General features: G+C 51.0%; 20 protein-coding genes and 4 tRNA genes. 12 read left to right on the forward strand and 12 right to left on the reverse strand.

Features of this window, described 5'->3' with window-relative positions; translation table 11 throughout:
- Positions 1-114: 114 nt before the first annotated feature.
- The 5 genes from CEK60_RS06970 to CEK60_RS06995 form a co-directional block, all read right to left on the reverse strand.
- Positions 115-1356 carry an NAD(P)/FAD-dependent oxidoreductase gene (locus tag CEK60_RS06970; protein ID WP_089038413.1) on the reverse strand — a complete coding sequence of 414 codons (1242 nt, stop codon included), beginning with the start codon at positions 1354-1356 and terminating at the stop codon, positions 115-117.
- Positions 1357-1882: 526 nt separating this feature from the next.
- A tRNA-His gene (locus CEK60_RS06980) sits at positions 1883-1957 on the reverse strand.
- A gap of 46 nt (positions 1958-2003) precedes the next feature.
- Positions 2004-2078: transfer RNA gene (locus tag CEK60_RS06985), tRNA-His, on the reverse strand.
- A gap of 57 nt (positions 2079-2135) precedes the next feature.
- Positions 2136-2212: transfer RNA gene (locus CEK60_RS06990), tRNA-Arg, on the reverse strand.
- A 92-nt stretch (positions 2213-2304) separates the two neighbouring features.
- A tRNA-Pro gene (locus tag CEK60_RS06995) sits at positions 2305-2381 on the reverse strand.
- Positions 2382-2713: 332 nt separating this feature from the next.
- On the opposite strand from CEK60_RS06995, the gene folD reads away from it, so the two are divergent.
- Positions 2714-3580: a bifunctional methylenetetrahydrofolate dehydrogenase/methenyltetrahydrofolate cyclohydrolase FolD gene (gene folD / locus CEK60_RS07000; RefSeq protein ID WP_089038415.1), complete on the forward strand. Its 867-nt coding sequence runs from the start codon at positions 2714-2716 to the stop codon at positions 3578-3580.
- 48 nt (positions 3581-3628) lie between these two features.
- Complete coding sequence (mtnN, locus tag CEK60_RS07005) at positions 3629-4342, forward strand: 5'-methylthioadenosine/S-adenosylhomocysteine nucleosidase (RefSeq protein WP_089038416.1); 714 nt, start codon at positions 3629-3631, stop codon at positions 4340-4342.
- Positions 4343-4424: 82 nt separating this feature from the next.
- Here mtnN and pyrC read toward each other — a convergent pair whose 3' ends face one another.
- Complete coding sequence (gene pyrC, locus CEK60_RS07010; protein WP_089038417.1) at positions 4425-5462, reverse strand: dihydroorotase; 1038 nt, start codon at positions 5460-5462, stop codon at positions 4425-4427.
- Positions 5463-5611: 149 nt separating this feature from the next.
- Between pyrC and CEK60_RS07015 the strand changes: the two genes are divergently transcribed.
- The 3 genes from CEK60_RS07015 to CEK60_RS07025 are packed head-to-tail and all read left to right on the forward strand — an operon-like array spanning position 5612 to position 7888.
- Complete coding sequence (locus CEK60_RS07015) at positions 5612-6028, forward strand: hypothetical protein (protein ID WP_083004445.1); 417 nt, start codon at positions 5612-5614, stop codon at positions 6026-6028.
- Between the two features lie 7 nt (positions 6029-6035).
- On the forward strand, positions 6036-7310 hold the full coding sequence (locus CEK60_RS07020; RefSeq protein WP_089038418.1) for an ATP-binding protein: 1275 nt from the start codon (positions 6036-6038) through the stop codon (positions 7308-7310).
- Positions 7311-7348: 38 nt separating this feature from the next.
- Positions 7349-7888 (forward strand): response regulator transcription factor, encoded by a 540-nt coding sequence (locus CEK60_RS07025; protein WP_089038419.1) that lies wholly within the window; start codon positions 7349-7351, stop codon positions 7886-7888.
- 52 nt (positions 7889-7940) lie between these two features.
- On the opposite strand, the gene CEK60_RS07030 is transcribed toward CEK60_RS07025, so the two are convergent.
- On the reverse strand, positions 7941-8714 hold the full coding sequence (locus tag CEK60_RS07030) for a 3-hydroxybutyrate dehydrogenase (RefSeq protein WP_038484408.1): 774 nt from the start codon (positions 8712-8714) through the stop codon (positions 7941-7943).
- Between the two features lie 75 nt (positions 8715-8789).
- Entirely contained in the window at positions 8790-9227 is a 438-nt protein-coding gene (hybE, locus tag CEK60_RS07035; protein ID WP_089038420.1) for a [NiFe]-hydrogenase assembly chaperone HybE, read from the reverse strand.
- Between the two features lie 141 nt (positions 9228-9368).
- Between hybE and CEK60_RS07040 the strand changes: the two genes are divergently transcribed.
- Positions 9369-9632: a GrxA family glutaredoxin gene (locus CEK60_RS07040; RefSeq protein ID WP_038484415.1), complete on the forward strand. Its 264-nt coding sequence runs from the start codon at positions 9369-9371 to the stop codon at positions 9630-9632.
- Between the two features lie 122 nt (positions 9633-9754).
- Entirely contained in the window at positions 9755-10522 is a 768-nt protein-coding gene (locus tag CEK60_RS07045) for a DUF1338 family protein (RefSeq protein ID WP_089038421.1), read from the forward strand.
- Positions 10523-10549: 27 nt separating this feature from the next.
- On the opposite strand, the gene CEK60_RS07050 is transcribed toward CEK60_RS07045, so the two are convergent.
- Both CEK60_RS07050 and CEK60_RS07055 read right to left on the reverse strand, forming a co-directional pair.
- A complete protein-coding gene (locus CEK60_RS07050; RefSeq protein ID WP_038484421.1) occupies positions 10550-11215 on the reverse strand; it encodes a CoA transferase subunit B in 666 nt (221 codons plus the stop codon).
- Between the two features lie 45 nt (positions 11216-11260).
- Entirely contained in the window at positions 11261-11959 is a 699-nt protein-coding gene (locus CEK60_RS07055; protein ID WP_009724478.1) for a CoA transferase subunit A, read from the reverse strand.
- Positions 11960-12106: 147 nt separating this feature from the next.
- On the opposite strand from CEK60_RS07055, the gene CEK60_RS07060 reads away from it, so the two are divergent.
- The 3 genes from CEK60_RS07060 to CEK60_RS07070 all read left to right on the forward strand — a co-directional run bounded on the left by CEK60_RS07060 (position 12107) and on the right by CEK60_RS07070 (position 14912).
- Positions 12107-13000: a LysR family transcriptional regulator gene (locus CEK60_RS07060; RefSeq protein WP_089038422.1), complete on the forward strand. Its 894-nt coding sequence runs from the start codon at positions 12107-12109 to the stop codon at positions 12998-13000.
- A gap of 146 nt (positions 13001-13146) precedes the next feature.
- On the forward strand, positions 13147-14028 hold the full coding sequence (locus tag CEK60_RS07065) for an acyltransferase (RefSeq protein ID WP_089038423.1): 882 nt from the start codon (positions 13147-13149) through the stop codon (positions 14026-14028).
- Complete coding sequence (locus CEK60_RS07070; protein ID WP_446718654.1) at positions 13965-14912, forward strand: LysM peptidoglycan-binding domain-containing protein; 948 nt, start codon at positions 13965-13967, stop codon at positions 14910-14912. The genes CEK60_RS07065 and CEK60_RS07070 overlap by 64 nt, the downstream gene beginning before the upstream one ends.
- Positions 14913-14964: 52 nt before the next feature.
- Here CEK60_RS07070 and gcvT read toward each other — a convergent pair whose 3' ends face one another.
- Complete coding sequence (gcvT, locus tag CEK60_RS07075) at positions 14965-16077, reverse strand: glycine cleavage system aminomethyltransferase GcvT (RefSeq protein ID WP_089038425.1); 1113 nt, start codon at positions 16075-16077, stop codon at positions 14965-14967.
- A 93-nt stretch (positions 16078-16170) separates the two neighbouring features.
- Positions 16171-17580, reverse strand: coding sequence for an alanine/glycine:cation symporter family protein (locus CEK60_RS07080; protein ID WP_089038426.1), 1410 nt, complete (start codon positions 17578-17580; stop codon positions 16171-16173).
- A 411-nt stretch (positions 17581-17991) separates the two neighbouring features.
- Here CEK60_RS07080 and gcvH point away from each other — a divergent pair, with 411 nt between their 5' ends.
- Together gcvH and gcvP are read left to right on the forward strand one after the other, a co-directional pair.
- Positions 17992-18381: a glycine cleavage system protein GcvH gene (gene gcvH, locus CEK60_RS07085; RefSeq protein ID WP_089038427.1), complete on the forward strand. Its 390-nt coding sequence runs from the start codon at positions 17992-17994 to the stop codon at positions 18379-18381.
- Positions 18382-18458: 77 nt separating this feature from the next.
- Entirely contained in the window at positions 18459-21353 is a 2895-nt protein-coding gene (gene gcvP / locus CEK60_RS07090) for an aminomethyl-transferring glycine dehydrogenase (RefSeq protein WP_089038428.1), read from the forward strand.
- The last annotated feature ends 20 nt before the right edge of the window (positions 21354-21373 follow it).

Here is a 21373-nt window from a genome sequence, read left to right on the forward strand (position 1 = left end):
GATATGTTGCATCAAGATAGCAAACATCATGCTTTACTACCAAGCACCTCTCCCATTAAGTACTTAGTCAGCAGTACTAAGCCAACAGTACAAAGCCAACAGCTACCCACTGATTTAGAAACGGTCAGCCCTGAAAGGCGCCATATCAATCTCAGTCGGCTTACCTTCTATCATATCCGCCAGCAATTGCCCGGTAGCAGGACCTAGGGTAAATCCCTGATGCCCATGTCCAAAAGCTAACCACAGGCCACGATGCTTGGGAGCCGGCCCTATAACAGGCTTCATGTCAGGCAAACATGGTCGTGCGCCTTTCCAAGCAGAGGCGTCGCGACGCTCAGCGAGGGGGAATATCGTGCGCGCAACTTTTTCTGCAGCAGCTAACTGCTGCTCATCTGCTGGCGACTCAAGCCGGTCAAGCTCAGCCCCGGTGGTTAACCGAACGCCTGCATTCATAGGCGCAAGCAAGTAACCCACCTCCGCATCCATTAACCAGTAATGAAGCTTTTTAGAAGGCTGTGTGGCGTAGTGCATGTGATAGCCACGCTTAACAAAGGTCGGGAAATGATAGCCTAAGCCTTTCAGCCAGCTACCTGCCCATGGCCCTAGCGCAACGACAACCTCATCTGCTTCTAAGCACTCAGCAGCCGTATCGACTTGCCAGCGCTCTCCTTGTTGCTTCAACCCCTCAATATCAGTTTGCAAGATACGTCCACCCTGCTGGACAAAAGCATCGGCATAAGCGGCAACCAGCCCACCTGGGTCGGCAACTGTCCAAGGGTCAAGCCAGTGAATAGCACCAATAATATCGCTACCTAAATCTGGCTCTTTAGCCTCTAATGCAGCGCGGTCCAAAACGTCAAACTGAACACCAAAATTGTCACGGGCGTCCTGTGCTTCTTTTACACGTTTTGCTAGCTCTCCGGGCGTGCGATAAATTTCCAACCAGCCTTCCCGGCGAACCAAATGATCAGCCTTTGCCGCTTCAATCATGGGGCCGTGAGTCTTCAAGCAGAGCTGTATCAATGACGCATACTCAGGCACTATTTTTTTATAGTGTCGGCTGGAAGAGTTATGCCAGTAGCTCAACAGCGGCGAAGCAGCATTAATCATGCCGGCAGGCCGATAACGAATATCAACACGCTTGTTTGGCAGCACGCTCAGGATGGTTTTCATATCCCGCGGGAAAGCATAAGGACGAACCGCTTCGCGCTGGATAATGCCAGCATTGCCGAAAGAGGTTTCACGACCAGGTTGGCGGCGATCAACCAGCGTTACTTGATGACCACGCTGCTGCAAGTGCCATGCAATGCTGACACCGACCATACCTGCCCCTAACACCACCGTTTGACGCGCCATTGCGTTGCACTCCGTAAAAGAAAATACTGCCTACAGTTCAAATGATTATTTTCAACGAACAACTCGTTAAAAAATATCACTATCTAAACAGCATTAACATAGCTTAAAAAACTGTTTTAAGACCAAAAAGCAGCAACAAATATCGCATTAAAAAATAATATAGATGACTTCACTGCACGTATCGCCAAAGCCATCAAAATGCACCAGCGCTTCTTACTAAAGACCTTTTTAAGCGGTTCATCAAGCGCAGGCCTGCCCCCTACTAAGGCGGCATCGCGATAATAAGCCTAGGAAAATTTCGCAGCAATTTCAGGTAGAGAGACATTTTTCGGGCAGGAAATGAATCAAAGGCAAAACCCAGGAAAGGCATTGCGTAGCCAAATAAGGTGAAAGAGGCTTAAAACACGAGCGACCAAAACGCAAAAAAGCCGAACATAGGTCAGCTTGGTTTCAAACCAAATAATTAATAAAGGGGAAAAGTAATAATAACGCGAGAGGATTTTTTTAAGGATAACATCAAGGTTAATGGGGTGGATGATGGGGATCGAACCCACGACCACCGGAGCCACAATCCGGGGCTCTACCACTGAGCTACATCCACCACAACCTAAAACTAGAATTGCATATAATTAATACGAGTCATCAAATGGGGTGGATGATGGGGATCGAACCCACGACCACCGGAGCCACAATCCGGGGCTCTACCACTGAGCTACATCCACCATTGATGAAGTACTGACTTACATGTCTTACCGAATGCGTCCACCAAAAAGCCTTAATGGCACGCCCAGCAGGACTCGAACCCGCAACCTACGGCTTAGAAGGCCGTTGCTCTATCCGGTTGAGCTATGGGCGCACATAAAGCATTCTAAGAGACTGAATACTGATGAGCACTTGACCACAACCAATGTTCGGAAAAGCAAATTACCACCTTCCGCGCTAGGTATGTGGTCGGGATGGAGGGATTCGAACCCCCGACATCCTGCTCCCAAAGCAGGCGCGCTACCAGACTGCGCTACATCCCGATTTCTTACCTTAGACGCTGCTGCATGTCCCGTCTCAAGCGAGGCATATATTACTATTTCTGAGTTTAAAGTCAACACCTAAAGTGATTGATTCGTTAGAAGCTTTGCCTTGTCGCCCTAGCATGCGAAAATCAGCCCTTCTCGAAAGCCAGTGACCTCCTGCGCTCAGCCACACAATTCTAGGTGCTGAGTTATAGATAGCGAGGTTTAAGTATCGGTGTTCAACAGAGGTTCGGGGACGATGCTCACGCGCGGCCCTCCCATACTTTAAACGCCACGGCCTAGACATAGTCACTCAGCTTCGTTTCTAACCTTCACAGGGATTCTATTACATGACCGCCCAACTTATCGATGGCAAGGCCATCGCCGCTAATGTCCGCCAGCAAGTTGCCGAGAAAATCAGCGCGCGCCAGCAAGCTGGCGCTCGGGCACCTGGACTAGCTGTTGTTGTGGTCGGGGAAGACCCAGCCTCCCATGTTTATGTCAGCAACAAACACCGCGCCTGTGAGCAGGCAGGCATCCACTCTTTCCAACATGCGCTACCCGCTGATACGCAGCAGCATGAACTTGAAGCACTGGTCGATCAGTTAAACAACGATGCAACGGTTGACGGCATTCTTGTTCAACTGCCATTGCCAGAGCATTTAGACTCTCGCCCTATTCTTGAGCGCATTCGCCCAGACAAGGATGTCGACGGCTTTCACCCATACAATATTGGTCGTCTGGCGCAACGTATGCCCTCGCTCAGGCCCTGCACACCTAAAGGTATTATGACCATGCTTGCCCATAGCGGCATTTCCGTACGAGGGTTAGATGCCACTGTAGTCGGCGCGTCCAACATTGTCGGTCGGCCAATGGCGTTGGAGTTGATGCTGGCAGGTTGCACCACCACGGTATGCCACCGCTTCACGCTACAGCTTGAGTCTCATGTGCGCCGTGCTGACTTAGTTGTTGTCGCTGTCGGCAAACCCGGTATTGTCAAAGGGGAATGGATCAAACCAGGCGCCATCGTGATTGATGTTGGCATTAATCGCCAAGACGACGGCACGCTCACTGGTGACGTTGATTTTAAAGCCGCAGCAGAACGCGCCAGCTTCATTACACCCGTGCCTGGCGGCGTTGGGCCGATGACCGTTGCCACGCTACTTGAAAACACGCTAGAAGCCGCTGAACGGCACGACAAAGGCCTGGAGCAGTAGTGTTACGCACACCACTGCCGTTAACGATTTCTTAAGGAGTAATCACGAGTGCAACGTATTGGAATCATCGGCGCGATGGCGCAGGAAGTGGACATACTGGCAGGACAGCTAGAAGGCGCTGAACGCTACGAGCATGCTGGCTTCGTGTTTTATACGGGCACACGTCACGGCTTGGAAATTATTGTGCTGCAGTCGGGGATAGGCAAGGTCAATGCGGCGGTAGGCACCGCGATTTTACTTGAGCGGCACCAGCCTGATGCGATCATTAACACCGGTTCCGCAGGCGGCTTTGCGAGCGATCTTGCTATTGGTGATGTGATTATTTCGGATGAAGTTCGCCATCATGACGTTGACGCAGTGGTCTTTGGCTATGAGCTTGGTCAGGTACCTGGCATGCCGGCAGCCTACCAAGCAGACAAACAACTTCGTGATCTTGCCCGCAACGCCATTGCCGCATTAGGTGAAGTCAATGTACGTGAAGGGCTCATCGCCACAGGCGATGCCTTTATGGCCGACCCTGTTCGTGTCGCGACTACCCGTGAACAGTTTCCAACCATGCTAGCCGTCGAGATGGAAGGCGCCGCTATTGCTCAAACATGCCATCTTTATGGCTGCCCATTTGTGGTCATTCGCGCGCTGTCTGATATCCCCGGCAGCGGTGACAACCACCTGTCATTCGAGCAATTTTTAGACATCGCGGCAGACCATTCATCACGGATGGTGGATCAGATGCTGATCGAACTTGGTAAGATCAAGCAATAGACGTCAAGAAAGCGTGCTTAAAGCGTTAAGAAAACGGAGCCAGTCGGCTCCGTTTTTTTGATTTGCTATCTAGCTATACAAGCTACGCTTTCAGCTTCCATGCCAAGCTCTCGCCCGCCATTAGCGGAATAATATGCTGACCAGCCGCATAGGGATAATGCGCCGGCAGACTCCATGAACGACGCTCCAACGTCACGCTATCAGCATTAGCCGGTAATCCATAAAAGCGCGGTCCATTGAGGCTGGCAAACGCTTCTAACTTGTCTAAGGCACCCATTTCTTCGAAGGCTGCTGCATAGAGCTCAATGGCAGCAGGCGCCGTATATGCCCCTGCACAGCCGCAGCTAGACTCTTTGTCACCCTGGGCATGCGGCGCACTATCGGTGCCCAAGAAGAATTTAGGACTACCACTGGTCGCCGCTTTCAACAACGCCTGGCGATGCTGCTCACGCTTTAGAATGGGCAAGCAGTAATAATGCGGACGAATACCACCTGCCAGCATTTTGTTGCGGTTAAACAGCAGATGATGGGCTGTGATCGTGGCCGCAATATTATCAGGCGCAGCAGCAACAAACTCGGCAGCCTGCTGGGTCGTAATATGCTCAAACACTACCTTAAGCTTAGGGTGTCTCGCCAAAAGCGGTTTCATAACCTGCTCAATAAACACCGCTTCTCGATCGAAAATATCAATGTCATGATCGGTCACTTCACCATGCACCAACAGCGGCATACCAACGTTTGCTAGCATCGCAATCGTGTCATCGCAGTGGGCAATGTCGGTGACGCCCGATGCAGAGTTAGTGGTAGCGCCCGCGGGATAGAGCTTCACGGCTTTCACGACACCACTTTCAGCAGCACGCTCAATTTCTTCAGGGGGCGTCGTGTCTGTTAAATAGAGCGTCATCAAAGGTTCAAATGCACTCCCTTCGGGTAACGCAGCTAAAATTCTCTGCCGATATGCTAGTGCTTGCGCGGTAGTGGTTATCGGCGGCTTTAAATTAGGCATTATAATCGCACGCCCCATTTGGGCGGCGGTATGACCTACCACAGCGCTTAGCGCCTCATCATCACGTAAATGAAGATGCCAATCATCGGGGCGAGTCAACGTAATAGCGTCCACGGCAAGTCCTGTGCAGAAATGAATTTAGTCAAAGGGTCAGAACAGTATACCCAATACGGGTAATGGATAAATCTCCCCTATCCATCCCACAGCCGTTCCCAAGTGTCGTATCATGGCGACACTTTGTAAGGTCAAGGATTCAGTTTTTTATGCAGAATGTGCGTCGCTATGCGGACATTATCGCCAGTATTGAAGGATTACTTTGGCTTGGTCTTGCCTGGTCGATATCCTTTTCAATGTATTTTGGGAGTACCGAACCGACGCTGGCTGTCCTATTCGTTGTTGGTGCTCTCGTGCTGTTCGGCTGGGCGCACCGTCCAATGCGTTACTTGTTGAAACGCTACCATGTACGTAAGCGCCGTACTGACATGTGGATTCATACGCTAGCACTACCACTCTTGCTCGCTATGTTTTTCCATATCATGTTAGAAGCCGTTCTGGGCAGTGCCTGGCTACCTCCTAAAATGCTGCTATTCAACTTGCTTGCCTCAGCGGGATGGCTGACGTTCGTTATGACGTTATTTATTAAATATGTTATTCACAACGTGAAAGCATCGAGCAAATAAGCACGCTATGCCTACCCCCCTGCCTCTCCCGCTTTCGACGCCAAACCGTAACCTCGTTCGATTAACGATCGTCAGAGGTATCACCTGGACCGGCTTTTTACTGGCCATTATTGTTGGTATTGAGCTACTCGCTTTCGACTTGCCAGTGACTGCAGTCGTCAGTGTTGTGATTGCCATGGGGATACTGAATATCGTCACATGGTGGCGCTTAGGCAGACCCAAAGCGGTTAATCATTTCGAATATCTTGCCCACTTATTGGCCGATATTGCAGGCTTAACGCTGCTATTTTATTTTTCAGGCGGCTCAACAAACCCCTTTATTACTTACTATTTAGTGCCTGTCACTATCGCCGCCGCAACCCTTCCCTGGCGGCATGCTTGGATCATCGCCGCGTGTTCAATGGCAGGTTACACCTACCTGATGTTCTTTTATCACCCGATACCTCAGCTGGGCCACATTAACAGCGACGGCCCACTAAGCCTTCACGTATTGGGTATGTGGCTTAATTTTGGCTTATCAGCCGGACTGGTCACGTTCTTTATCTACAAAATGGCCCATGCACTGCGTAATCGAGATAAAGCACTATCTCGCACGCGAGAAGCGGCACTGCGCAATGAACAGGTGTTAGCCGTTGCTACTCAAGCCGCTGGCACGGCTCATGAGCTTGGCACGCCGCTTTCAACCATGGCCGTGCTGCTCAATGAAATGTACCAGGACGCGCCTAATGACTCCCCCTTGCAACAAGATATAGCCATTCTTCGCCAGCAAGTAGACGTGTGCAAATCGCGCTTACAACACCTTGTTGCGACGGCTGATCGTCGGCGCATGGCAGAACCAGAGATACTGGATGCTGAACTGTGGTTAGCCGCCGTTGTGCAACGCTGGCTCGTTATCAGGCCAGATGTTAGCCACTTTTTTGATGTTGCCGAGAAACGCGGCCGCCCCTGGTTGGCCGTCGATGCCACATTAGATCAAGCGCTAACCAATTTGCTGAATAACGCCGCCGACGCTAATCCAGAACAAATTGCTATTCGACTGGATTGGCAAGATGAAAGCGTTGTTATTGATATACGCGACCATGGACCCGGCATCGCCATGTCGATTGCTGACCAGCTAGGCGACACGTTTATTTCCACCAAAAGCAAAGGCATGGGGATTGGGCTGTTTTTAACCCATGCCACCATTAATCGTTTCGGTGGTGGAGTAAGCCTGTACAATCATCCTGAAGGCGGTACGTTAACGGAAGTGACGCTGCCGCTTTGTTCCGCCCCTGATAAGTAACAGCGACGCAGAGCATTCGCCAGAAAATCGAGGACATCATGCAGACGCAAGACCAACGCCTTCTAATCGTCGACGATGATGAAATGTTTTGTCACGTGCTAAGCAGAGCGCTTTCGCGTCGTGGTTTTGAGGTGCAAGTTGCCCACGATGCTGATCAAGCAATGGCGCTGATCACGCAGTTCATGCCAACGATGGCAACACTCGATCTAAAACTTGAGCATAGTTCCGGGCTTAAGCTACTGCCCGACATGCTGGCAAGCGCACCGAATTGCCGCATTGTGGTATTAACGGGGTATTCCAGCATCGCCACAGCGGTAGAAGCCATCAAACTTGGCGCTGTTAACTATCTATGCAAACCAGCGGATGCCGACGATGTTATTGCCGCTTTTGACCATCAGGATGGTGATCCGAATATTGAACTAGCCGACAACCCTCCCTCTATCAACCGTATAACGTGGGAGCACATTCAAAAGGTGTTGCAAGAGCATGATGGCAACATTTCAGCCACGGCTAGGGCACTCGGTATGCATCGGCGCACATTACAACGCAAATTACAGAAGCGCCCGGTACGTCGGTAATTCGCCCACTCTTTGCGCAACAACGCCGCAAAGAGTGGGTGTCAACTTGATGTTATTGGGCGGTCCATCCTAGATCAATGTTCCAACTGGCACCCGTTACAGCGCCTGCCGCATCGGAGGCTAAGTAAGCAACTAGCTGAGCAACCTCGGAAGGCTCAATCAAGCGCTTAACCGCTGCGTTTTTCAGCATGATTTTTTCAATCACCTCTTGCTCATCCATCCCATGTAGCTTGGCTTGGTCGGCGATCTGATTATCTACCAGCGGTGTTTTCACATAGGCGGGGCAAATAGTATTGGCGGTAATCCCCTGCTCACCACCTTCTAAAGCGGCGGTTTTCGTTAGTCCGATCATGCCGTGCTTGGCACTGATATAAGCGGCTTTGCCTGGTGAAGCCACCTGTGCATGCACAGACGCAATATTAATCACACGCCCCCAGCCTTTTTTACGCATATGTGGCCATGCTGCCTGGGTAAGCAAAAACGGCGCCGTCAGCATTAAATCGATGATTTGACGCCACTTCTCTTCGGGGAACGTCTCAATAGAAGCGACGTGCTGAATACCTGCATTATTAACCAAAATATCGACGCCACCAAAGCGTTTAACCGCGTCAGCAATCGCGCCACGGCACGCGTCGGGGTCGGTTAAATCCCCCTGATAAAACGCTGCGCCAGCCGCGTCAGCCACTTCTTTTCCAGCCGGGTTAAAGTCTACTGCTAACACTTGAAAACCCTGCTCACAGAAATGTTTCACCACCGCTTCACCAATACCGCTGCTAGTGCCAGTGACCACAGCAACACGGGGTGTGACAGCTTTTTCAGAGGACATAAACGTTCCTTTTGCTGAGATTATTCAGAGTAAAAATGTAAAAACAACAGTGTAGATAGAGGTAGACGTTTCTGCCTAACCAACCTCTGGAGAAGATTTATCAGACACCATTAACTGCATCATCATTCGCTGGGCCAGTCGCGCAGCTTCCTGCATACTTTCCAGATCACTTAGATCCTCCAGAATGGTGCGCTTATAAAGCTCACTGCCGTTGGGCAACGGTTCAAATGAAAGCGAATAGTGGCCAGAAGGAAGGTTGAGGCGCAATACATTCCCCAGAGGGGCATGCTGATCCAGACGTGGCACAGCAACTAGCCACATCGCACAAGGTGTTATTAATGCACCGACCAGTAGCGACGCATGCTCCTCTTCCCAAGGCTGGAAGCACAGCGCATCAACTCCAAGACGAGGGTTATAATGATCCGCCTGCTTCATTGAGCGCAGATGCGCATTTCGATAATGCAACGCTAATTCAGCTAAGCGTGCGTATTCTTGGGCAGCTAAGGTTTGCATACGCTCTTCCGATGATTAAACATTCGCCCATAACACGGCTTAATGAAGCGTGTAGTGTAGCGCTATTAGCCAAACTGCATGAGCTGCGCCACAATAGGCAACCCATTTTTAATAGATCTTTATCCTAAAGGAGTTTCTACGATGTTTGTGGTAATTTTTGGCCGCATGTCATGCCCCTTCTGCGTACGCGCAAAGCATCTCGCAGAGCATTTAGAGAGTAACGGAAAGATAGAAGGCTACCGCTACGTTGATATGCCTTCAGAAGGCGTTACCAAGGAAGATATTGCAAAAACAGCTGGCAAGCCTATTCATACCGTCCCCCAAGTGTTTGTTGACCAACAGCACATCGGCGGTTTTACTGAGTTCGACCATTTTGTGCGCCAACAGCAGCTGTTGGCTTCTTAACCCAGGCGTTAAAACTGACGTTTACACCCGTTGAACAACCAAATCTTCGCTTGCCTATACTGAAGTATCACAGCTTATATGACAGTTCATGTGACGTTCGATTAGGCGGCGAGGGTATCCCAATGCAGCGAGAGGAGTTTGTTCAACAGCTTTGGCTGGACTACATACATACACACCCAGACCTTGGCGGACTAAGATTGTGGCCACTAAGTACGTCAGCCGAGTATTTGACCTTGGTGACGCTAAATCATGGTCCCTTTGCTGCTAGCGAGCTCAACACCAGCCTTGCACATATGGGCTACCGATCAGTTGGCCATTACGCTATGGCAGATAAAGGCCTTTTGGTGCATTTACTTGCACCTAATGACAATAGCAGTTGGCTGGTATTAGCAGAGTTGCAGCTGGGTACGCTTTCAAAAGCACCCCGCGAAGCATTAACGCAGCTCGTGCTACAAAGCCATCCAGCCGATTGCCAAGGGCAAAATTTACTAAGCCGAGGACGCCCATGGCCAATGCCCTCTTGGGCGCTCTATCAGCAGCTACAACAGGCACATCCCCTCGCTGCCTGGCTAGCGATCATGGGCCCTAGACTGCACCACGCAGGTTTCGACTGCTCAACGATTGGCGAGCCCCTAGACACCTTGCATAGTCAGCTTGAAGCATGCGGCATGCCCAGTTTTGAGGGGCAACAAAACGGCGTATTTTCCGTGTCACCGTTACTTGAGCATCGATTTTATCCTGCAATGCCACAAAAAATCGTTTTCAGCTCAGGCGATGAGCATCGTCTTTGTCTGGGGGGACTAGCACTCGTGCAAAAACATGTCGGTGACGACCATGAGCGTATTGCTGAAATCCTGCTACCTTTCCACACCCGCTGTGAAATGGCGTGAGCTGATTAGCTCACGCCTGCTAAGAGTTTATTCAGCGTCAAACGTCATTTCAGGAACGTGATCGGGCACAATCAGCTTGCCAGCTGTTTTTTCAATAATTTCTTCAACACTGACACCCGGGGCACGCTCTTTGAGAATAAAAGCACCGTCTTTAATTTCCAAATAAGCCAGGTCGGTCAATACGCGATTGATGCAACCTGCCCCTGTTAGAGGAAGCGTGCACTTTTCCAGTAACTTGGACTCACCGTGTTTCGAGGCGTGCGTCATGGTACAGATAATGTTTTCTGCGCCAGCAACCAAATCCATCGCGCCGCCCATCCCTTTGATGAGCTTGCCTGGCACCATCCATGACGCAATATTTCCCTCTTGGTCCACTTCAAAAGCCCCCAGCACGGTCAGATCCACGTGACCGCCACGAATCATCGCGAATGATTCTGCTGAAGAGAAAATAGCAGCCCCAGGACGAGCGGTGACTGTCTGCTTACCGGCGTTGATCATATCAGCATCAACTTCTTCCTCAGTGGGAAAACGCCCCATACCTAGCAGTCCATTTTCGGACTGCAGCATGACATCAATGCCGTCAGGCACATAGTTGGCAACCAGCGTAGGTATGCCGATACCTAAATTGACGTAAAAGCCGTCTTCAAGTTCACGCGCAACGCGCTGTGCCATTTGCTCACGTGTTAAAGCCATGGTGTATACCTCTTATTGAGTGAAAATGTCTAAACCAGAGAGCGATCAGCTACGTACCGTGCGTTTTTCGATGCGCTTCTCGAATGAGCCTTGAATAATGCGATCCACATAGATACCGGGGGTATGGATCTGGCTTGGCTCCAATTCACCTGGTTCAACAATTTCCTCAACTTCTACAACCGTTATTTTTCCAGCAGTGGCTGCCATGGGATTGAAGTTCTGTGCCGTATGCCGATACATGACGTTGCCGTAGCGATCTGCTTTCCAGCCTTTAACAATCGCGAAATCACCGGTAATGGCTTCTTCTAAAATATAGTGGCGGCCGTTAAATTCACGCACCTCTTTACCTTCACCAATAGGTGTTCCGTAACCTGTGGCGGTATAGAATGCGGGGATACCCGCACCACCGGCGCGCATTTTCTCGGCCAGCGTGCCTTGGGGTGTTAGCACAACTTCAATTTCGTCGTTAAGCATTTGCTGTTCAAACATTGCGTTCTCGCCAACATAAGAAGCGAGAATTTTACGAATCTGACGATCTTCGAGCAGCACACCTAGCCCGAAACCATCAACACCGCAATTGTTAGATACTACCGTGAGGTCAGTGACAGCCCGACGTTTAATCTCAGCGATCAAATTTTCAGGAATGCCGCAAAGGCCAAAACCGCCAGCAATAACGGTCATGCCACTTTCGATACCTTCCATCGCTTCCTCATAGGAAGATACACGCTTGTCAAATCCTGCCATTGTTATGCCTCGCATTATTATCGGTGGTACGTTGCACGCGTCGTTATGATGCGGTTGGATCTGTATAGCCAGTGTTGTACCAGATGATATATTTGTTAAGTTTGTTTTTCTTATCAATTTATATAAAAAACTTATTAAAGGGTCCGTATGACCGTTAAGCAACTTCGCGCTTTTCTGGCGGTAGCCCAAACTCTGAGCTTTACCCAAGCCTGTGAGCGCCTGCACCTGTCTCAGCCAGCGCTCAGCTTGGCCATCAAAGGGCTTGAAGATTCGCTGGGGGGAAAGCTGTTGATACGCAGTACCCGTAGCGTCCGACTCACACCTGAGGGTGAAACCCTTATCCCACTGGCGAAGCATTTGCTTGCTCAGTGGGATAATACTGAAGAGCGACTGCGCCAACGCTTCACTCTCCAGCTTGGCCGTTTAAGCGTAGCAGCCATGCCCTCTTTTGCGTGTAATTTACTGCCCAGCGCCCTGGTTACCTTCCGTCGGCAATATCCTAAGATCAATATTACTGTCCATGATGTTATCAACGAAGAAGTCATCGACATGGTGCGCTCTCGCCAAGTGGAAATCGGCATTGCCTTTTTACCCGAAGGAACCGGCAGCTTAACGTTTACGCCACTCTTTGAAGATCAATTTATCGCTGTCGTCCCCCCCCAATCAGGATTGGCCCAGGCCAACACACTGAGCTGGGCCACCTTGTTACAACAGGATTTTATTACCCTTCAACGCCCATCAATGGTGCGTAGATTGTTAGAGCAAGGACTTGCCAAACAACACATTGACTTACCGGTCGCTTTTGAAAGCCATCAGCTCTCAACCGTTGGTAGAATGGTGGCCGATGGCTTAGGCGTAAGTGCCGTGCCTTCAATGTGTATTCAGCAAATGCACCAACTCGGCGCTCGTTGCGTTCCCTTAACCTCACCAGGCATTGCCTGCCGAGTGGGGATACTGACGCATCATGAGTTATCTGTCGCGGCACAGGCTCTGAGCAAAGTGCTAATCGAAGGTATCAACACACCGACACTGATGCCCTAGCACATCCATTAAGCATGCTAAGGTTTGGTAATATACTGGGCAGCGTGGGCGTGATCCTTTAGCATTTACGCGGGGTTGCCTATAAATTGGTCACCTAGCGCTAAAATTGCACCACTGGTGTCATCATACGTAAAAGGAACTGTGGTATGTCTACTGCCAAAGGAGTCGTCAGCCTGTTGCTGCTGACGCTAACGACACTGTTTTGGGGCGTGCCACTCATTTTGTTAACGCTGTTAAAAGTCATAACCCCAGGACGACATCAAAAACAGAGAATTTTTGATGGTCTGTGCCGCGTTGCGCTCAATTGGATTGGCGCAAATCTGTGGTGGATGCGCCGGTGGATCAAGCCTGATGTAAACATCAGCATTCCGGATTCACTCAGCCCACATCAATGGTGGCTGGTTATTTCAAACCACCGCAGTTGGACAGATATCTTCATTCTTTTTATGGCATTGCATCGCCGCATTCCAATGCCCCGGTTCTTTTTGAAACATCAGTTAATTTGGATTCCTATCGTCGGACTGGCATTTTGGGCGTTAGAATTCCCTTTTATGCGGCGCTTCAGTCGAGAGCAACTTGCCAAAAACCCTAAACTCGCCACTATCGACCGTGAGTCAACTGAGCGCGTTTGTCGGCAAGCTAGAAATGCCCCCATTGCAATATTTAATTTTGTCGAGGGGACACGCTTTACCGTAGCAAAACGGGAAAAACAGCAAAGCCCATTTCGGCACTTACTGAGACCCAAGGCTGGCGGTGTCTCTCAGGTGCTTAGCCTGCTTGGTGACAAACTGGATGGCATTTTGGATGTCACCATCAGCTATGAAAACCCAACGCCAACTTTCTGGGGTTTTCTATGCGGAAAAGAGGCTTGCATCACACTTAACGCAAGGCAACTCGCTATTCCCCAATGGATGAACGAAGCCAACTATCACGAAGAACAGCAGCACAAGGAACGGTTCCACGCATGGATCAATTCACTCTGGCAGGAAAAAGACGCCTTGCTAGCCAAGCAAACCAATCACGACTAGCTCGATGGTTAGCGGCCTGTTTGCTAGCAACGTTGTTAGCGGGATGTGCTGGTTCTCCCTCTTCAAATGATCAAAACAACCCTGTGCCCAGTAGCACTGCCGGTCAAATAAATGGTGAATGGGTAGCGGTACAGCGTGGCGATACGCTGGGAAAACTTGCCAACCGGGCAAACGTTCCACTGGAACGTCTTGAACGCTTCAACCCTGGAACAAATGCTCAACGCTTAAACGTTGGACAACGTCTATTAATACCTACCCAGCAAGAGCGAGCGCCCTCTGGCGGGCCCTATCGCTACCAGATTCGGCCTGGCGATACCTATTCAAGTATCGCGCGCCATTTTGGCACCACATCAGGGCGTATGCAGAGTGCCAATCCTGGCACCTCTCCCACAGCGCTCAGAGTTGGCCAAATTGTCAGTGTACCGCTGAGTAGCAGCACCACCTCAAGCAGCGCCAGCAGTTCCAGCACTAGCCAGCCAGCACCGACGCCAAGCGCAAGCTTGCCTGCATCTGCACGTCGTTGGCCTTGGCCCTTAGAGGACTATCGGATTGTGCGCCGTTTTGGTGCCGATAGCCGTGGTACGCTTCAACCTATGCTACTGGCCACCCAAGCCGGTGCCAAAGCCCAAGCAGTCGCGCCAGGTGAAGTGCGTTTTGCTGATGGAATGCGCCAGCTTGGCGAAGTTGTCATTATTCATCATGCGGATAACTTACAAACCGTCTACGCACTGTGCGAACGCATTTTAGTCCGTGTCGGCCAGCAAGTGAGTACAGGCGACCCACTTTGTGATGTCGGCCAAAGCAGTGCCTCACAGCGCTACGACCTGCTTTTTGACCTGCGCCAAGGCGGAAAACCTATCGCCCCCCGACAAGTATTAAGATGAAGTAAAAAAAGCCCCTGAATTTCAGGGGCTTTTTTCATGAACAGTGGCGGTGTTAGCCGCGATAATAGCCTGGCTTCACAAACGGAGTTGGTGTCACCACCATCGGCAGCTGTTTACCTCTCACCAACGCATAAACTGTGGTCTCCGGCGCTTCCCATTCACGCCCCACGTACCCCATGGCAATTGGCTTACCAACACTTGGCCCAAAGCCACCGGAAGTCACAACACCAATTTCATTGCCCTTTGCATCAACTAAAAGCGCGCCCTCTCTTACTGGTGCACGCCCTTCTGCCACTAGCCCTACCCGCTTACGCGTGTGATCTTTCGCGGCTACTTGGTGCAGAATAAGCTCCGCCCCTGGGAAACCTGCCGGACGCTCCCCAGCCTGTCGGCGAGGCTTACCAATCGCCCAAATAAGCCCAGCTTCTACAGGCGTCGTTGTCATATCCATATCGTGCCCGTACAAACACAGCCCTGCTTCTAGGCGAAGCGAGTCGCGCGCACCCAAGCCAATTGCTTCAACTTCGGGTTCAGCTAACAGCTGCTCTGCCAATGCCTGGCATGCATCAGAAGCCACTGATATTTCAAAGCCATCTTCACCGGTGTAACCGCTACGACTAATCCAGACTTCCTGCCCCGCCATCGTGAAGCGGCCATGCTGCATAAACGTTAACTCACACGCTTGGGGGCACAGACGTTCCATGACATCGCGGGCTTGCGGGCCTTGCAGAGCCAGTAGCCCACGGTCGAGTACCTCTATGTGATGTGTAGCAGAAAGATTGGTGCGCAGATGGGCAATATCCTGCTCTTTGCAAGCAGCATTGACGACCAGATAAAAATGATCACCTGCATTGACGGCCATTAGATCATCGATAATACCGCCATCAGTCCCGGTTAATAGTCCATAGCGCTGCTCACCTTTGCTTAACCCCACTAGGTCTGCTGGGATGAGTGACTCAAGCGCCTCAGCAACATTGTCGCCAGAAACCGCTATTTGGCCCATGTGAGAAACATCAAACAGCCCACATTGTTGACGCGTGTGCTCATGCTCTTTTTTGACACCCAATGGGTATTGCACCGGCATGTCATAACCCGCAAAGGGAACCATTTTGGCTCCTAGCGAAAGATGCAATTCATGAAGTGGCGTCTGTTTAAGGTCGGTCATGGGATTTCCTCGGTCGAGAAAGAGAAACGGGAAGCCATGACTGGCTTCCCGGCTCTATTACATCTTATCGGCCCATATTACGTTGAATAGGGCTTACTTATCATGATCCAGCGCTTCACCTGGCAGCACGTCTTTGCCTGCAAAGTAATCACGGGTAAGTTTGAATACCACTGGCGAAAGTAGCGCCAACGCGATCAAGTTCGGAATGGCCATCATAGCGTTAAAGGTATCAGCCATCAGCCAAATAAAACCAAGCTGCGCGATAGCACCCAGCGGGATTGCCAGAACGAACAGCACGCGATACAGCATAATCGAACGTGTACCGAACAGGAACTGACAGCACTTCTCGCCGTAGAAAGACCAGCCAAGAATCGTGGTGAAGGCAAACACAGCCAGGGCAATCGCAACAATCTGGTTACCAAAACCGGGCAAGGCAGCATCGAACGAAAGTGCCGTCAGCGATGCACCCGCCTCACCATCAATCCATACTGTGGAGGTCAAAATAACCAGTGCCGTAATGGTACAAACGACAATCGTATCGATAAAGGTACCCAGCATGGCGATGAGGCCTTGGCGAACCGGGTTTTTGGTCTGCGCTGCTGCGTGTGCAATGGGTGCACTACCTAAACCTGCTTCGTTAGAGAAAATACCGCGTGCTACACCAAACCGGATAGCAGCCATGACTGCCGCACCGGCAAAGCCACCCGCTGCTGCCATCGGATTAAAGGCGTAATAGAAAATCAAACCAAACGCTTCACCAATTTGGCTTGCATTCACGATCAAGACCAACAGCCCGGCAATCACGTAAGCAATCCCCATGATGGGCACTAGTTTACCGGCTACTTTTGCAATGCGCTTAATGCCGCCGAGGATAACAGCCCCCGCCAGCACCATGATAATTACGCCGGTTAGCCAATGCGGAACACCAAAGGTAGAGTCCATTGCATCCGCTACAGAGTTTGACTGTACGGTATTACCGATCCCGAAAGCCGCTACCGCACCAAAGAATGAGAACAGCCCACCCAGCCAGAGCCATTTCTTACCGAGGCCATTCTTTATATAGAACATCGGGCCACCAACGTGGTAGCCAGTGCTATCGGTTTCACGATAACGCACAGCAAGAACTGCTTCGGAAAATTTAGTGGCCATCCCCACTAACGCAGTGATCCACATCCAGAACACCGCGCCTGGGCCACCAAGCGCAATAGCCGTTGCCACACCCGCGATATTACCTGTGCCAATCGTCGCGGATAGCGCCGTCATCAGTGCATCAAAAGGTGAAATCTCACCGTCTTGGTCAGCAGACGTCTGGTCAGCATCTGCTTTGCTAGGCTTAGTGTCGCGGCCCTTCCACATGAGCTTGAAACCCACACCAAGCTTTCTAATCGGCATCAGCTTCAAGCCAATCTGTAAGTAAATCCCTACGCCTAGCAGTAGGACCAACATTATCGGGCCCCAAACGACACCGTTAATTGCCCCTAGGAGGTTGGTTAGTATTTCCACGTGTTTCTCCTTACCCTGTTCGTTAGCTCGTTTATTATGGGTACCGGGCAGTCAAGCTGCCTTGTTTTATGCTGCTGAGGTTATCAAACGTTTCCACCATAGCGCGTCTCACGCTTTGAAAAAACGCATAATTGGCATGTTTTACACCATTTTCCTAGTGCGCATCCATTGTCATGTCGCAACTCAGTAGAGAAAGCATCTGTTTTCAAAAAAACTAGCAGATATAAAGCATCAGGAAACACGACGTGTTTTTTTTGCCACCATGGGGCGTTGAAGAAATTTGTTTCCGATCGGAAACACGTTAACATAGGGCACAGATCGCCTGACTTAGAACTGGCCAATAGTCGCCAAGGCGAACGACAGGCGTTAGTATGCTCCTGTCCAGACAACTGTTTCATAAAGGGAATCATCATGAGCAATCTTCCTGCCAATCTTCGTTATGCCGCAAGCCACGAATGGGTACTTGACCACCAAGACGGTACCGTCACTATCGGCATTACTGATCATGCCCAAGAAGCGCTGGGTGACGTTGTTTTCGTTGAACTGCCAGAAGTCGGTCAGGCACTCAACAAAGGCCAAGAGTTCGGCGTTATCGAGTCTGTTAAGGCGGCTTCTGACCTTTACTCGCCGGTTAACGGTGAAGTTATCGAAGTGAATGAGGCGCTTGAAGATTCGCCGGAGACAGTCAATGAAGCGCCTTATGAAGGTGGTTGGATCATGAAGGTGCGCCTGACAGACACAGCCCTTGACGGGTTGCTAGACGCAGATGCTTACCAGGCAACACTTAGTTCAGACGATTAATTAGTCGGAAAGCCTGCGTAAAGCAGGCTTTCTAGTTTCACCCTGCGCGGTTTTCTCATTACGTTCGGAACCCTCCCATGCCATTTGAAACACGCCGTTTGGCCGAACTGGCCGACCATGATGCTTTTATCAAACGCCACAATGGGCCTAGCCCCGCTGATGTCGACACTATGTTAAAAGCGCTCAATTTGAAGCGCATGGAAGATCTTATTGAGCAAACCGTGCCAAGCGATATCCGCCTTGGCCGTGAGTTAGCCCTGGACGACCCACGCAGCGAAGCAGAAGCGCTAGACTACCTAAGCCAGCTGGCGCGCCAAAATCGTGTGGCTAAGAGCTACATCGGCCAAGGTTACTACGGCACCCACATGCCAGCGGTCATTCAGCGCAATGTGCTGGAAAATCCGGGCTGGTACACCGCTTATACGCCTTATCAGCCTGAGATCTCTCAAGGCCGACTAGAGGGCCTGCTTAACTTTCAGCAGGTCATTATGGATTTAACCGGCATGGAGCTTGCTAATGCTTCATTGCTGGACGAAGCGACCGCTGCAGCGGAAGCGATGGCACTATGCAAGCGCAGCAACAAGAAAAGTAAGTCAACAACCTTCTTTGTTGCCGATGATCTATTTCCGCAAACGTTAGACGTTATTAAAACTCGCGCGGAGTTTTTTGGCTTTGAGCTAATCAGTGGCCCCGCTGAAACGCTGGCAGAACACGATGTGTTTGGTGCCCTGGTGCAATACCCTTCCGCCAGTGGCAACATCACGGACCTTTCTCCGCTACTAAGCGCCGCCAAAGAACGCGGCATCATGACGTGCGTCGCCACGGATCTATTGAGCCTCGTGTTGCTTAAAGAACCAGGTGCAATGGGCGCTGATATCGTTGTCGGTAACTCCCAGCGTTTTGGTGTCCCCATGGGCTTTGGTGGACCGCATGCGGCTTTCTTCGCCACATCCGATAAGCTAAAGCGCTCGATTCCTGGCCGCATTATTGGTGTCTCCAAAGATAGCCGCGGTAACACTGCATTGCGCATGGCCATGCAAACCCGCGAGCAGCATATCCGCCGCGAGAAAGCGACCTCCAATATTTGTACTGCTCAGGCACTACTAGCAAATATTGCTGGCTTCTACGCCACCTACCATGGTGCAGAAGGTCTTCGCAAAATTGCAGGCCGCGTGCATCGCCTCACTACTTTATTAGCGGAAGGCCTTAAGCAAGGTGGGGTCACGTTAGCGAACGACAGCTGGTTTGATACGCTCCGCCTGACTCAAATAGATGCGGGTAAAATTCATGGCCGCGCCATGACGCATGATATCAACCTTCATTACTTCGCCAATGGCGATGTGGGCATTAGCCTGGATGAAACGACAACGGCTCACGACGTCGCGACGCTGTTTGATGTGCTGTTAGGCGATGAGCACGGCTTGTCCGTCGCAGCGCTTGATGGACAGGTCATTAGTGACGAGCTCAGCGGCATTCCTGCGCTGTATCGGCGTGAAAGCAGCTTTTTGGAACACCCCACGTTTACCCGTTATCGCAGCGAAACCGAGATGCTGCGTTATTTGAAGCGTCTCGAGAATAAAGACCTTTCCTTGGCTCATGCCATGATCCCGCTGGGTTCGTGCACGATGAAGCTAAACGCTACCAGTGAAATGATTCCGATCTCCTGGCCTGCGTTTGCGCACCTCCACCCGTTCGCCCCTCGCGACCAAGTGGCGGGCTATCATCAAATGATTGATGAGCTAGCCGCCTTCTTAGTGGAAGTGACGGGGTATGACCATATCTCCATGCAACCCAACTCGGGTGCCCAGGGTGAATATGCGGGTCTGCTGGCCATTCGTCGCTATCAGGCAGCACAAGGTGAAGCTCATCGTGATGTGTGCTTAATCCCCAGCTCCGCCCACGGCACTAACCCAGCGTCGGCCGCCATGCTGAGCATGGACGTTGTCGTAGTTGAGTGTGACGCCAACGGCAACATTGACCTGGATGATCTAACGCGCAAAGCCGAGCAACACAGTGATCGCCTATCTGCCGTAATGATCACGTATCCCTCTACTCACGGTGTATTTGAGTCCCATGTTCGCAAGGTTTGCGAGGTAGTACATCAGCATGGCGGCCAAGTGTATGTGGATGGTGCCAACATGAATGCTCAGGTGGGGTTGACGCGGCCCGGTGACTTCGGCGGCGATGTCTCGCACCTCAATCTGCACAAAACATTTTGTATACCCCACGGTGGCGGTGGCCCGGGCATGGGCCCGATTGGTGTCAAAGCTCACCTTGCTCCCTTTGTTTCCAATCACGTGGTTACGCCTATTAATGGTGTTAACCCAGAAAACAGTGCGGTTTCCGCTGCAGCATTTGGCAGCGCGTCAATTCTGCCAATTTCCTGGGCTTACATTAAGATGATGGGCGCACGTGGGCTTCGCGAAGCAACAGAGCTGGCTATTCTTAATGCCAATTATATTGCCAAGCGATTAGAGAGTGCTTATCCGATTCTCTACCGTGGCCAGAACGGCAATGTCGCCCACGAGTGCATCATCGATATTCGTCCGCTCAAGAGTGCTTCCGGTATCAGTGAAGAAGATATTGCCAAGCGTCTGATGGACTACGGCTTCCATGCGCCGACCATGTCGTTCCCAGTGCCAGGCACACTGATGATCGAGCCTACAGAGTCTGAGTCACTCTACGAAATTGATCGCTTCTGTGATGCCATGATCGCGATTCGAGAAGAGATTGCGCGCGTCGAAAAGGGTGATTGGCCGCTGGATAATAACCCGTTGGTGAATGCCCCTCATACCCAAGCAGATTTGATGGATAGCGAGTGGCAACGCCCTTATGACCGTAAACTGGGCGCCTTCCCAACAGAGGCTGTTGCTGCGTCAAAGTATTGGCCTGCGGTTAACCGCGTTGATAACGTATTCGGTGATCGGCAACTTATCTGCACTTGCCCCAGCATTGACGAATACCGTCGTTAATACTCAACGCATACACTATT

Source organism: Halomonas sp. N3-2A, from assembly GCF_002216165.1.
GTDB lineage: Bacteria > Pseudomonadota > Gammaproteobacteria > Pseudomonadales > Halomonadaceae > Vreelandella.